Raw genomic sequence first — 12,243 nt, forward strand, 5'->3', positions numbered from 1 at the left:
GCCCGTGGGTCAGCGGGCGGGTGGAAGAGCAGTCCACGGGGCCGCCAGGGTGTGCTCGGAGAGCAGGTTCTCCAGCAGCGCGCCGGTCGACATGTGGGCGTGTCAGGAGCTCCTGGCCGTCATGCTGCAAGAGCTCGAAGGCAACGAAGGAGGCCGGCCGACGGGCTGTGAGGAGGGCCGCGGCACACAGGCCCGGGTAGCGGCCCGGGACTGCAACGCCTCGCGCGACACACGGCCCGCCTCGGCGTACCCAAAGCCGCTGGTGTCGTATCCGGGCGCTGCTCATTCAGCGGCCTTCCTGTCACCGGTCCCGCGGCCGGCGGCTGGAGGGGTCCGCAGCCGTGGACGTTCTCCTTGAGGCCCGAACATGATCAGATACTCGACCGGTCCGGCGGATCCGGCATTCGCGACTCCGTGAGGGGTGCGGGTGTCGAACTCGACGATTTCCCCGGCAGTCAGGACGAGATCCTGGTTTCCGAGCGCGATCCACAACCGCCCGTACAGGACGCACAGCCACTCGTAGCCCTCGTGGGACACCTGTCGGGGCCGTCCGGGCGGCTCCGCGACGGCAGGCAGGACGTGCTTGTGAGCGTGCAGGCCGCCGACGTACGGGGTCAGCGGCAACACCGCCTTGTCGTCGCCGAAGCTGTGCGGCGCCGTACTGCGGGGCTCGGCCGCAGGGGCGGGTGCGGTGCCGGCCAGTTCGTCCAGGGCGACTGCGTATTCCTTCGCCAACTTCAGCACCACCTCCAGGGTGGGCTTGCGCCGGCCGGTCTCGATCCGCGACAGCGTGCTGGGCGAGATGCCGGTCGCGCGGCTGACATCGGCGAGTGTGACGCCACGGCGCTCGCGCACGACCCGCAGCCGCGGCCCCATCTCCGCCAACGTCTGGGTCACATCGACACCTGCCACCGTCCCCGATCCTTCCCGCCGTGCCGCTTCACCACCCTGTCCTGCAACCTTGCCAGAATGGCAACGCTGATCGCGCCGAGCGGGCGCAGCACCGCATGATCGACGGGTTCCCGCCGACCGCCCGCGAACCGAGGAGAAGTCCCCCATGCGAATCGAGCCGACCGCCGCACTCCGCCACCGCACCATCGAGGCCCCAGCCGGGCGCCTGCACCTGGCAGAGCAAGGCACCGGCCCGTTGGTCCTGCTCGTGCACGGCTTCCCCGAGTCCTGGTACTCCTGGCGCCGACAACTCCCGGCCCTCGCCGCCGCCGGGTACCGGGCAGTGGCGATCGACGTGCGGGGCTACGGCCGCTCCTCCAAGCCCGCCGCGACCGACGCGTACCGCATGCTCGATCTGGTGGAGGACAACGTCGCCGTTGTGCACGCCCTCGGCGAGGCGAACGCAGTGATCGTCGGCCACGACTGGGGCTCCAGCATCGCCGCCACCTCCGCCCTGCTCCACCCCGGAATCTTCCGGGCCGTCGGCCTGCTGAGTGTCCCGTACGCGCCGCCCGGCGGCCCCCGCCCCAGTGATATCTTCGGCCAGATCGGCAGCCCCGAGCAGGAGTTCTACGTCTCCTACTTCCAGGAGCCCGGCCGCGCCGAGGCGGAGATCGAGCCCGACGTCCGGAGCTGGCTCGCGGGCTTCTACGCGGCCCTGTCCGCCGACACCATGCCCGCCGAGGACGAACCCGACCCGCACTTCGTCGCCCGCGGCGGCCGGCTGCGCGACCGATTCCCCGGCGGCCCGCTCCCGGCATGGTTGGGCGAGGACGACCTCGACATCTTCGCCGGGGAGTTCGAGCGCACCGGCCTGACCGGCGCCCTCAACCGCTACCGCAACATGGACCGCGACTGGGAAGACCTCGCCCCCCACCGCGGAGCCCCGATCAAGCAGCCGTCCCTGTTCATCGGCGGCGCCCTGGACGCCTCCACCACCTGGATGTCCGACGCCATCGACGCCTACCCCATCACCCTCCCCTGCCTCTCGGTCTCCCACCTCCTGGAAGGCTGCGGCCACTGGATCCAGCAAGAACGCCCCGACGAGGTCAACCGCCTGCTGACCGACTGGCTCGCCACGATCCAGAGCTGAAACAGGCGGGCTACCAGTCCAGCCTGGCAGTGCGTTTCGGGCGGGCCACGCCAAGGTGACACATATCGATCTGCTCGGCGATGCCGAACAGTCGCACCGCAGATCCCCCTACGCCGGTGCCGACAAGCGCGCCCGTGTGACCAATACCGTGTGTCGGCTCACATCTTCCTGTGACTGAGCGCTTCAGGTGGCGCCTCGCTCCCGTCCCGAGTGGCACGGGGCTGCGGGCGTTGGCCATGGTTGCACCAACTTGGAACAGCCCGTGACACCGACGAGCACAGCCATGCAGACCGTCGCCGCCGGCTCGCCATCTCCGTCACTTGAGCCCCACAGGTAAAGCCAAGGAAATTGAACGCTGGACGGCGGGGCCCGTGGGCTTCATCGTGATCACTGCCACGTACCGCCGGGAGGGTGCGGTGCGCCGCGAAGTCCTCTCCAATGCACCGCACCAAGGAGTGTTTCCCCATGCGCAGAACCTTTGCTCTGCTGGCCGCCGTCATCGGCATGATCGGGGCGCTCGCCACCGCGCCCGGCGCCGCGGCGGCGTCCAGCGGCGCGACCGGCGAGTGGCAGCAGTGGATGATCAACGTCGCGCACGAGGACTCCTGCATGGACGACAGCCCCGCCCACGGCCTCCGGGCGCACGCGTGCAACACCGCGAGCTACCAGAACGGCTACCAGCAGTGGACGGTGACCGCCTACCCCGGCGGTGTCAGGCTCAGGAACGTCGCGACGGGCCGGTGCCTTGACGGCAGCTCCGCTCAGGGTCTCCGCACCCACACGTGCAGCTCCGAGGCCGACAACAACGGCTACCAGAGGTGGCACGCGGGCACCGGTGCGGACGGGTACCAGTGGTGGAACGATGCCGTCTCCGACAAGTGCATCGACATGAGCGCCAACTACGGCCTGCGTCTCCACACGTGCAGCTGGCCGTCTTACCAGGCGGGTTATCAGGGCTGGCGCCAGTGATCCGATAGCGGACGGCCGAGAGGGCCCGACCAGGAGCTCCGACGCCACCAGCATCAGGAGATCCGGCCGGGCGCCCTCGGTGTGTCCCTGCACAGGATCACCAGATCCTGGTGCCCAGCCACGTCCGTCCGCGCCACTGGTCTACCGGGATCGGCGTCCCGTGTAGATCGGCCAGAACGTAGATGAAGTTCCAGACCATCAGCAGCACAAGGCAGCCCGCCGCCCCGGCGCCGAACGCACGGCGCGTCTCTCCGACGCGCCCGCCCGGCCAATGATCGCCACCGCCAGACACAGGAACGGCTCATCGATCCGTCGGGCAGGCTGGCCCATGACCTGGACAAGGGGCGCTTCTCAAAGCGGTTGAAGCCGCTGCTCGACGCCTGCGCCACCCAGCTCGCACGAGCCGACCGGACAGATGCAGCAACAGTCGCCCCAACGCCCCTGGACCGCATATGCAGAGACTGCCCAGCTCAGCCATGCGACATCACAAGATCCCCGACAGAGCCGAATCACGTCATCGTCCAAACGTGCGGCCTGCGATCGAGGCACCGGCGGGTGATGCTCGCGTTGGTGAGATCGTTGGCACCCTCGATTCGAAGCTCTTGGAGATGTCGGCATGGTGTGGGGAGCGTCAGTGATCACCAATTTTCGCGAGTGCATCCGGCGATCGGTCTGGCGGACTGCCTTGTGCCGAACTGTCTTGGGGGCAACACCCCGCCGCTCAGGTTGCAGGTCGACTTACTGCAGTAGTTTCAGGGCTGCAGTCGCCAGTCTTGGGGCGGTGAGGTGTTGTTCGTCGGCCGGCAGGATGAGATGGCTGATGGTCATGCGGACGATGACGTCTGCGGCCATCTGCAGTGACTCCGTGTGCTGTTGTGGGTATCGCGTGGCCAGCCAGCCCTGGACGAGGGTTTGACCGGCGTCGAAGATCGGGTCCGCTCGGGCGGTGAGGTAGGGCAGGAGGCTGTCGGAGCCCTTTCGGGCGGCTGTGATGACGGCTCTTATGAGGGGCTGATTGTCGGCCTCCTGAAGTACGTACAGGATGGCCGCCTGGAGGCAGGCATGGGAATCGGGCACGCCGGGATAGAGGGCATCGGCCACACCCGCCAGAAATTGCTGGGTTTCACGGACTACCAGCGCCCGGCCCAGGCCGGCTCGGTTGCCGAACTCCTTGTACACCGAGGGGCGCGACACTTCGGCGCGGGCGGCGACGGCCGAGAGGCTGACCTGGTCCCAGCCGGCTTCGCATGTGAGGTCGCGAGCGGCGTCCAATACGCGCTGCCTCATCTGTTTGCGCCAGGCGACGCGCGGGGGGTCGGGTACCGAGCCACCTGTGAGTGTCGCCGCTTCGATCCGGTGCCTTGCCGCCGCCATGGTGGCCAGTCTGCCAGGGGCCGAAGCTCGTTCGGCGAGCCGGGCTCGTGAGTGGGGGTGCGGTGGGCGGGCGGTGGTGCCGACCCTTGGAGAGGGGTCGGGGCCGGCACCACGTCTTGGCGTCCCCAGTGATCCGGAGGGATCAGGAGCGCTTGCGCCGCGCCGCGTAGAGGAGGCCGCCGCCGAGGGCGAGGACCACCGCCGCGATGCTGAGCGGGAGCGCCGGGTTGGAGCCGCCTGTCTCTGCGAGCGGACCGCTTCCGCTGTGCGGCTTCAGCCCGGAGCCGCTATCGGTGCCGTCGCCGGCTTGCACGCCCGGTGAGGCGGCGGGGTCACTTCCGGCGGACTGGCCGCTCCCGGCGGGGGCGGCACTTTGCCGGCCGGGGGAGGCGGTCTCGGAGGCACTTCCGAGGATGCCGCTGTTCTTGGCGCCGAAGCCGTAGGCGCCCCGGTCGGGCGCGCCGCCGGCCCGGCGGGCTCCGGTGAAGTCGGTGGTGACGGCGGCGAACGGCATACCTGAGTGGGCGGCGGGGGAGCCCTTGGTCAGCCGGAAGTCGGCGTCCGCCCCGGTGCCTGCCTTGGTGAGTTTCGGATCGGCGATGACATCGTTCGGGCCCTGGACCTCGGGGGCCTTGCCGCCGAAGTAGATGTTGTAGTCGTAGGTGACGTCCACATTGCGGGACTTGCTGTTCGTCGCTTGCCCCGGCCGGCCGTACGCGATGTTGTTGAGCAGCCGCACGTCGGTACTGTCGTGCGCGAAGATGTTGGCGTAGCTCTCCATGCGGGTGCTGCGCCCGTTGAGGTAGGCCGTGTTGTGGACGATGTCGACGTGCTGGCTCTTGTAGGAGTGGACGCCGGAGCCGCCGTTGTCGTAGGAGAGGTTGTTGGCGACCAGTACGCGTCCGCTGTAGGCGGGGTGATCGGCGTCGCCTTTGAGGGTGTCGATGATGATGCCGTTGCCGTCGGAGTAGCAGCCGCACTTCTCCCATTTGATCTTGGTCTCGTTGTCGTGGACGCGATTGCCGGTGATGCGGATCTTGTACGTCCCGGCGTCGCCGCCCCCGACGTCGCGCGGGGTCAGGACGGAGATGCCGCTGGTTGCGTACACCGCGTACCAGGAGGTCCCATGCACGTGGTTGCCTGAGATGGTTACGTGGTCGGAGTCGATGGCCGATATGCCGCCGCCGGCGCAACCGTGCACCTCGTTGCCGGTCACCTCGATGTGGTGCGACAGCGCACCCGTGGACCGGTCCTGTTCCACGGAGATGCAGTTGGTGTTGTAGGTGGGGTCGCCCTTCTTCGACTCTCGTTCAGCTCCGGCCAGAGTGAGGGCTGCGTTGTTGCCCTTGACCTCTAGGTTTTTGATGGAGATGTAGGAGGCGCCGTGAACGCTGATGCCGTTCCACGCCTTCACCGGGTGGATCACCGGATGGTGACCGGGATGAGCGGTGAAGGTTATGGGGGCTCCGGGGAGGCCGGAGCGCTTGATGGTCAGCACGTTCGACCCCGCAGAACGCTCGGAGTACGTGCCGTTCATGATCGAGACGGTGTCGCCCGGCTCGACGCTGTCCGCGGCCTTCTGGAGGGTCCGGAAGGGAGCTTGGGTGGACGTGCCCGAGTTGCTGTCGTTGCCGCTGGGGCTGACGAAGTACGTGCGGGCTGCGGCGTGCGCGGTACCGGCTCCCATGGTGGCGAGGCCGAGCGGGGCGGCTGAAGCGAGCAGTGCTGCGGTCAGGGCGAGGGTGCTCGTGCGTTTCACTGTTGCCTGGTCTCCCAGTTGGTCCTGGCGAATCGGCTGGTGCCCTCCGTGGGCCGTAGCCGCGAGCAGAGAGCACACAAGGAGGCATTCCGTCCGTATCGCCGGGCCGGGGCAAGGCGCCGGGCAGTGAAGCCCGGGGACGTGGCGCTCCGAAGTCCGCTGTGAGGGGGGTGAGTTACTCGAGTGACAGTTCCAGACTCAAAAATCGAACGCAACCCCGGACTATGTGTAAACGTTCTGACAGTGCGTCATGTCATTGCTCTGTCTGGCTGACACTGCGGAGGACCTCGGGGTGCCCGGCCTGCCTACGGGTCACAGCACGGCGGCTCTCAAGTGGAAGGCACACCCTGACCGATCAGTCTCAGGGCGATGAATCCGCGCCCACCCCCGAAGAGCTGCGCGAACAGGTCGAACAGACCCGCGAGGAGCTCGGCCAGACCGTTGAGGCGCTGGCGGCCAAGGCCGACGTGATGGTCCAAGCCAAGGAGAAGGTGGCCGAGATCAAGGAGCAGGCCGCCGAGAAGGCGACCCATGTAACCGGCCGGCTCCGCGAGAAGGTAGGGCAGGCCGCTCAGTTGGTGAAGGACAAGACCCCCGATCCGGCCTTAGACAAGGCAGCCCACGCCGCGGTCCAGGTACGCAAAGCCGCGACCCAGGCTGGACGCCTCGCCGCCGAGAAGACCCCGGACCGGGCCGCGAGAAGGCCGCGACCATGGCGCGGGGCCAACCGCACCCCTGCTGATCGCCGCGGCTGCCGCGCTCGTCGTATACCTGCTTCTGCGCCGCAGTTGGAGGCACCGGTGAAGGCGGCCGAGATCGCCTACAAGCCGGTTGCCCGGCTGAACCCTCCAACGGCGGCGCCGGTTCAGAGGTAGCGGTACACCTGTCCAGCCCGGACGACCTTGATATCCACTGTCATGGAGACCACGGCACAAGACTCCGACCTGCAAGAAAAGGCCAATCAGCGGGGCAGCCCGCCGGGCGGGAGCAGCGGCCGAACTTTCTCCACGGTGCCCGTCAGCCGGGAAGCCAGCCTCCGGGCCGGACGCGAGTGTCATCGCTCGCCGACGGCCCTCACACCACGACCCGGACAACACCATCCAGCCCGGTGATCACCACCCAGCAGCATCCAGCACCACGGAACGAACACCACCAACCAGCACCACCTACAGCAGCCCCCGACAACCGGCGAACTTCTGGTCAGCTGACTCAGGGCCGTCCCGTAATCGGTCGGTAGATCTGCCGCGCCTCGGCGACCGGGGTTCCGGACGTCGATCAGGCGCGTTGACTGTTGGAGCCTGCGCCGGAACCATCGCGGAGCTTCCAACGCAGGACACTAGGCCGTCGGGTCAGCCGCTCCTGGAACCGCCGGCGGCGACGATCCTGCGCAGGGATTCACGGGCGCCGGGGTGGTCGGAGCTGGGCATATTCCACAACATGTCGATATGGAAGAGCAGGCGCCCCCGCAGCTCCAGGAGCGCGGTGTCCTTCGCCACGGCCACGCACTGTCGGCCCTCTTCGTCGTCGGTGGCACCGTCGACGGCGTCGCGAAGGGCTTTCGCCCATCTGCCGACAAACATCGCCTCCCCCATCCAATCGTGGGAGCCACCGTGCCGAGCCACATTGACCAACTGTGAATCCTGCTGCTCCGTCAGCCCTCCCTCGAGAACCCAGGAAACAGCGACCGCCGCCGCCTCATGGGCCAGTTCCTCGTCACCAGGGCCAACGCCGATCACCTCATCCATGGTCATGATCCTAATCAGCCGAAGACAACCCAGCGGCCTGCGCATATCGCGGAGTTTCGCTCACACGTACGATGCCGGGCCGGATCGTCGCTTCCATCGACCCCACCTCGCAGGCTTTCGCCGTCGGCGAGGTCATCGGAGTCATGTCCGCCGCCGCCACAGCCATCGGCGCGCTGTGGTGGCTGACCCGCTCCTGGCGCACACAGCCCACCCCGCATTCACCCTCCTGGCGTTGACAGGGCCCGTGAGCCCCACGGTGGGGCGGCCGTGCCGGTAGCCTGCCGGGGTGAGCCAGCAGGTTCGGGCCGAGCGCCCGGTGGGACGGAGTGCGGACATGGCCGTTCGTTTTGACTGCTCCACGGCGTCGGGCCGGGGCGACGGGCTGCGCGAGGCCGCGTCGGCGGTGCGTCGGGGTGATCTGGTGGTGCTGCCGACGGACACCGTCTACGGCATCGGGGCGGACGCCTTCGACCGCGACGCGGTGGAGAGGCTGCTCAATGCCAAGGGCAGGGACCGGGCCATGCCCTCACCGGTGCTGGTCGCATCCCCGGAGGCCCTGCACGATCTGGTCACCGGTTTCCCAGATCAGGGTTGGGCCCTGGTGGAGGCGTTCTGGCCGGGCGGGCTGACTCTGGTCGCCCGCCACCTCCCGTCGCTGACGTGGGATCTTGGGGAGACCCACGGCACGGTCGCGGTTCGGATGCCGTCCCATCCGGTGGCGCTTGAGCTGCTCGCCGAGACGGGGCCGATGGCGGTCTCCTCCGCCAACCTGACCGGGCATCCGTCTCCGCAGGACTGTGACGCCGCCCAAGGCATGCTCGGCGACTCGGTCGCCGTCTACCTCGACGGTGGGCGCACCGAGGCTGCCGTAGCCTCCTCGATCGTGGATCTCACGGGCCCGGTGCCGGTCCTCAAGCGCGCGGGCGCGATCAGCGCCGAGATCCTGCGCAAGGTCGTACCCGACCTCAGGGAGGCGTGATCCCTGTCCCGGCCGGCCCCTCCGGCTTCCTTTTGCGGACCCTACGCTGTGGCGGGCCGGGCCGGATCGTAGCCTGCGTCCATGAGTGGGACAGGAGCCGGTCGGGCTCCCTCGCTGGATCGTCGGCAGCCAGCCGGGCCAGATCCCCCAGCGGGGTGGAACTGTCGGCGAACTGCGCCAGCCGACTTCATCCGGAGCCAATCGCGGGCGGTAACCGTGGAAGCTGAGCTTCCCCTCTCACGAGGTGGCGCCGTGGGGCGGCCGAGGGCCGTCGATAGTCATCACTTTTGGACAATCCGGCCAGTTGTGGCTGGAGTCTATTGGTCAACCTCACATCCCCCTCAACAGGTTCGGCGTGTAAGGATCTGCGCTTCCGCCGGAAGGGCGCCTTGATTCGTGTCTCGACTTCCGCGACCAGCAGGATGCTCGCGAACACCCACCAGGGCCAGTGGTACGACAACTACTGTGGACCTGCCACGCTGGTGATGGCCCTGGGTATGCGCGGTATCTGGAACCACGACCAGGGGACCTTCGCCCGCTGGGTCGGGATCACGCCGAACAACGGGGGCACCGGAGTGGACGCGATGAACAAACAGCTGAACGACGAGTCGGGCGGGTTCACCCATATCAGGGAAAACCTGCCGTACACCCCGACCAGCGCAGACGTCACCCTCTTCAAGAACCGCCTCAAATCTGACACCGACCTCGGCGCCTCCCTGGTCGGCAACTCGATGGAGGTCTACAACGGCCCGCATCTGGTCGGCCACCCCAACAAGACCAACACGATCTACCACTGGGTCCCGTTCCAGGGCTACGACGGGGACTGGGCGGCCTACCTGGACTCGGCGACCACCGTGTGGTCCAGCGTGCCCGCACGGAGCGGAATGCCGAACAGCACTCTCGTGACGATCATGGGCGGACGTGGCTACAACTGGTAGGGGACTGCTGGTCGCAGCGGTAGGCGTGGCGCTGGCGTGCACCTTCGGGTGCTCGCCGGCTCCACGCACGTCCGAGGCGACGGCAGTGTCTCCCACCCCGAGCAGCGCAGCACCCTCCCAGCCGTCCGTGTCCCTGCGACTGGGTCCATGTCGCCGGAGATGTGATCACCTGGACCGATTCCACCGCGACCTGGGCAGCCGACCAGCGCGGACGCGCCTACACGCAGATGACACCGCAGCACGGCGGAACCAACAGCCACGGGACCGCCGTCGTCGTCTCCTATCCGGGACCAGACAAGCGATCAGTCAGCTACGTGTTCACCAGCGCAGGCCTCGCCCCCCCTTTCCTGCCCGCAGTGAGGGCATCTGCCTCATAGGTACGTTCCAGCGTCGGGCCTCCGAGGGAAGGCGCCCTGAGCCAGGACTGTGGCATTGATCCCGCAGTCCTGGCTCGGCTCCCCCGCGGTCGCCGAGGCCTCCTCCCGGGGCACCGGGCCCGCCGGCTCCCAGGTCTTGACCGGTTCCTGACCGGGTTCGGGTCGGTAGCCGTGCTGGGCACGGGCAAAGGGCCCTGCGCCGGGGGCAGTGACCTTGCGGCAGCGCGGTCCGTTGGGGAGGGCATGGCGGGGGTGTCATGCGCCTCGGCGGGTGCCGGGCCGGGGAAGTCTGCCGGGCCGGCCGGCCGTGGTTGGGCCACGGCCGGTCCGGCAAGCATCGATCCCCGGGCCCGGGAGACGGTCGAGCACATCGTGCGGGCGGTCCGTGACGGCGCCGAAGCCCGCATCCGCACCCTGCTGGCCGACTTCGCGGCCGTGGCGGACATGGCGGACATGGCGGCCCTGCTGTACCTGCTCGAGCGCTTGTGCCCGCCACTGCCGGGGCATTGACGACGGTCCCGCCACCGGACGGAGTGGCGGGACCGTCACACGGATACCAGCCCAGGGTGGTGGGCCGGCTGGCACGTGTCGGGCTTTCAACGCCCGCGACCGGCCCCGCGTCACGCGGGTTGAGCCGACTAGTACGGCAGGTAGTAGCTGAGCACGTCGGCAGTGAGGGGAGGGAAGAGCACCTGGAACAGCTCTTCGTCCGCGGAGTAGACGTCGGGGCGGATCCGGGTCAGCCCCTCCATTCCGTGCGGGCCGAACAGCAGGGCGGCCAGATGGTCGGGCGCCACCCCGGCGCCTTCCACAGCTCCCGGCGACTGTATCGGGCCGCCGGTGACGACCTCGCCGAGCCCGCCCGCGAGGACGGGAATCCGGTAGTGGGCGCCGAAGGTGGAGATGACGATGTCCCGGCCGGTGCGGTCGACCCCGGCCGTGGCGAGGCGCTGCCGGAACACCGGACGCAGCCGGTCGAGCAGTGCCGCGACATCCGGGATGCGGAGGTAGTACTGCTCTGCATTTCCGCGCGGTTCGTGGTCGACGAACTCCTGCCACGCGTTGCCCGTCACGGTGCCCGCCCGATGGACGATCCGTAGTGGATCGTCGCCGGATGCCAGAGCGGCGACGCCGCTCAAGAGGTCGCGGGCCGCCGCCTCGTCGCGCGCCGCTGCCTCGGCCAGGAGCGTCTCCTCACCGGGAGGCGTGGTGCGCGCGGTGGCGATGACCGTGCCGGCCTGCTCCAGAACCCAGAGGCTGCTCGCCCCGTGGTCCAGGAGCCAGCGCCAGCACGCCGCCGAGTGCGGCATGGTCACATCGAACCCGCTCTGGGCCGAGGCCTGCAGGGCGGCCATGGCGGGGATGTCGGAGGGCCGGGCGGCACGGAGCGTCGCCGTCCCATCGCCGGGCGGCAGGGCGTTCACGTTCAGCGCCGGCGCCTGCGGGATGTCGATGGCGTACTCATAGCCGAACAACCGGTAGAAGTACGGGATTCCGATCATGGCCTGGACGACGTGGCCGCGCTCGGCAGAGCGCTCGTGAGCCCAGTGCATCAGCGCCCTGACGAGCCCGCGTCCCTCGTACTCGGTCGCGGTGGCGACCAGTTCCACCTGCCCGGCGGGCAGACGGATGCCACCGATGCACACCTCCTCGTCGAGGAGCGTCGCGGTGGACACGACCCGGTCGCCGTCGACGACCACGGCACAGGCGGACAGGCCTGCGTCGGGGTCGCTGACCACCAGCCGGTGGTCGACGGCGTCGTCAGGCTCACCGCGCTCGGACAGGAGCGCGCCGATCTGGTCAAGATCTGCGGGCCTCGCCTGCCGCAGGACGAGGCCGTCGGGCAACGAAACAGCTCCGGAATAGCTTTTGATCATGGTCACAGCGAGACTGTGTCATCGCCCCACCATCCGGTCCAACAAGTTTTTCGCAGCTCGTCGTCAGCGCCGACGGGCGCGGGGTGGCCAACCACGCCGGCTCACGTTCAGGCCGCAGCGAGCCCGAGTCCGAGAAGCGGGCCGGCTTCGGTGGGGTCGAAGGGACGGATCACGGTGGGTG

At 68.7% G+C, this 12,243-nt stretch carries 12 protein-coding genes and 1 pseudogene; 8 read left to right on the forward strand and 5 right to left on the reverse strand.

Annotated features, from left to right (window positions below):
• Positions 1–282: 282 nt before the first annotated feature.
• Positions 283–912, reverse strand: a complete 630-nt coding sequence (locus OG753_RS01005; protein ID WP_405786689.1) for a helix-turn-helix domain-containing protein — start codon at positions 910–912, stop codon at positions 283–285.
• Between the two features lie 145 nt (positions 913–1,057).
• Between OG753_RS01005 and OG753_RS01010 the strand changes: the two genes are divergently transcribed.
• Complete coding sequence (locus tag OG753_RS01010) at positions 1,058–2,044, forward strand: alpha/beta fold hydrolase (RefSeq protein WP_405786690.1); 987 nt, start codon at positions 1,058–1,060, stop codon at positions 2,042–2,044.
• Positions 2,045–2,509: 465 nt separating this feature from the next.
• Positions 2,510–3,013 carry an RICIN domain-containing protein gene (locus OG753_RS01015; RefSeq protein ID WP_405786691.1) on the forward strand — a complete coding sequence of 168 codons (504 nt, stop codon included), beginning with the start codon at positions 2,510–2,512 and terminating at the stop codon, positions 3,011–3,013.
• Between the two features lie 738 nt (positions 3,014–3,751).
• On the opposite strand, the gene OG753_RS01020 is transcribed toward OG753_RS01015, so the two are convergent.
• On the reverse strand, positions 3,752–4,387 hold the full coding sequence (locus tag OG753_RS01020; protein WP_405786693.1) for a TetR family transcriptional regulator: 636 nt from the start codon (positions 4,385–4,387) through the stop codon (positions 3,752–3,754).
• A 142-nt stretch (positions 4,388–4,529) separates the two neighbouring features.
• Positions 4,530–6,146, reverse strand: a complete 1,617-nt coding sequence (locus OG753_RS01025) for a right-handed parallel beta-helix repeat-containing protein (protein ID WP_405786695.1) — start codon at positions 6,144–6,146, stop codon at positions 4,530–4,532.
• A gap of 224 nt (positions 6,147–6,370) precedes the next feature.
• Here OG753_RS01025 and OG753_RS01030 point away from each other — a divergent pair.
• Together OG753_RS01030 and OG753_RS01035 are read left to right on the forward strand one after the other, a co-directional pair.
• Positions 6,371–6,601, forward strand: a pseudogene (locus tag OG753_RS01030) (DUF3618 domain-containing protein); the annotation flags it as partial.
• Between the two features lie 15 nt (positions 6,602–6,616).
• Positions 6,617–7,021 carry a hypothetical protein gene (locus tag OG753_RS01035; protein ID WP_405792977.1) on the forward strand — a complete coding sequence of 135 codons (405 nt, stop codon included), beginning with the start codon at positions 6,617–6,619 and terminating at the stop codon, positions 7,019–7,021.
• Between the two features lie 474 nt (positions 7,022–7,495).
• On the opposite strand, the gene OG753_RS01040 is transcribed toward OG753_RS01035, so the two are convergent.
• Positions 7,496–7,891: a hypothetical protein gene (locus tag OG753_RS01040; protein WP_405786696.1), complete on the reverse strand. Its 396-nt coding sequence runs from the start codon at positions 7,889–7,891 to the stop codon at positions 7,496–7,498.
• Between the two features lie 71 nt (positions 7,892–7,962).
• Here OG753_RS01040 and OG753_RS01045 point away from each other — a divergent pair, with 71 nt between their 5' ends.
• The 4 genes from OG753_RS01045 (at position 7,963) to OG753_RS01060 (ending at position 10,695) form a co-directional block, all read left to right on the forward strand.
• Positions 7,963–8,127 carry a hypothetical protein gene (locus OG753_RS01045; protein WP_405786697.1) on the forward strand — a complete coding sequence of 55 codons (165 nt, stop codon included), beginning with the start codon at positions 7,963–7,965 and terminating at the stop codon, positions 8,125–8,127.
• A gap of 98 nt (positions 8,128–8,225) precedes the next feature.
• Positions 8,226–8,870 (forward strand): L-threonylcarbamoyladenylate synthase, encoded by a 645-nt coding sequence (locus OG753_RS01050; protein ID WP_405786699.1) that lies wholly within the window; start codon positions 8,226–8,228, stop codon positions 8,868–8,870.
• Positions 8,871–9,292: 422 nt separating this feature from the next.
• Positions 9,293–9,808, forward strand: a complete 516-nt coding sequence (locus tag OG753_RS01055; protein ID WP_405786700.1) for a hypothetical protein — start codon at positions 9,293–9,295, stop codon at positions 9,806–9,808.
• Positions 9,809–10,557: 749 nt separating this feature from the next.
• Positions 10,558–10,695 carry a hypothetical protein gene (locus OG753_RS01060; protein ID WP_405786702.1) on the forward strand — a complete coding sequence of 46 codons (138 nt, stop codon included), beginning with the start codon at positions 10,558–10,560 and terminating at the stop codon, positions 10,693–10,695.
• Positions 10,696–10,823: 128 nt separating this feature from the next.
• Here OG753_RS01060 and OG753_RS01065 read toward each other — a convergent pair whose 3' ends face one another.
• Positions 10,824–12,062, reverse strand: coding sequence for a GNAT family N-acetyltransferase (locus OG753_RS01065; protein ID WP_405792482.1), 1,239 nt, complete (start codon positions 12,060–12,062; stop codon positions 10,824–10,826).
• Between the last annotated feature and the right edge of the window lie 181 nt (positions 12,063–12,243).

This window comes from Streptomyces sp. NBC_00029 (assembly GCF_045160505.1).
Lineage (GTDB): Bacteria > Actinomycetota > Actinomycetes > Streptomycetales > Streptomycetaceae > Streptomyces.

What these genes read in the sequence shown, in the direction of transcription:
- OG753_RS01010 (WP_405786690.1), top strand. Translation starts at nt 1,058, where the DNA reads ATGCGAATCGAGCCGACCGCCGCACTCCGCCACCGCACCATCGAGGCC.
- OG753_RS01015 (WP_405786691.1), top strand. Translation starts at nt 2,510, where the DNA reads ATGCGCAGAACCTTTGCTCTGCTGGCCGCCGTCATCGGCATGATCGGG.
- OG753_RS01020 (WP_405786693.1), bottom strand. Translation starts at nt 4,387, where the DNA reads ATGGCGGCGGCAAGGCACCGGATCGAAGCGGCGACACTCACAGGTGGC.
- OG753_RS01035 (WP_405792977.1), top strand. Translation starts at nt 6,617, where the DNA reads ATGGTCCAAGCCAAGGAGAAGGTGGCCGAGATCAAGGAGCAGGCCGCC.
- OG753_RS01040 (WP_405786696.1), bottom strand. Translation starts at nt 7,891, where the DNA reads ATGGATGAGGTGATCGGCGTTGGCCCTGGTGACGAGGAACTGGCCCAT.
- OG753_RS01045 (WP_405786697.1), top strand. Translation starts at nt 7,963, where the DNA reads ATGCCGGGCCGGATCGTCGCTTCCATCGACCCCACCTCGCAGGCTTTC.
- OG753_RS01050 (WP_405786699.1), top strand. Translation starts at nt 8,226, where the DNA reads ATGGCCGTTCGTTTTGACTGCTCCACGGCGTCGGGCCGGGGCGACGGG.
- OG753_RS01055 (WP_405786700.1), top strand. Translation starts at nt 9,293, where the DNA reads ATGCTCGCGAACACCCACCAGGGCCAGTGGTACGACAACTACTGTGGA.
- OG753_RS01065 (WP_405792482.1), bottom strand. Translation starts at nt 12,062, where the DNA reads ATGATCAAAAGCTATTCCGGAGCTGTTTCGTTGCCCGACGGCCTCGTC.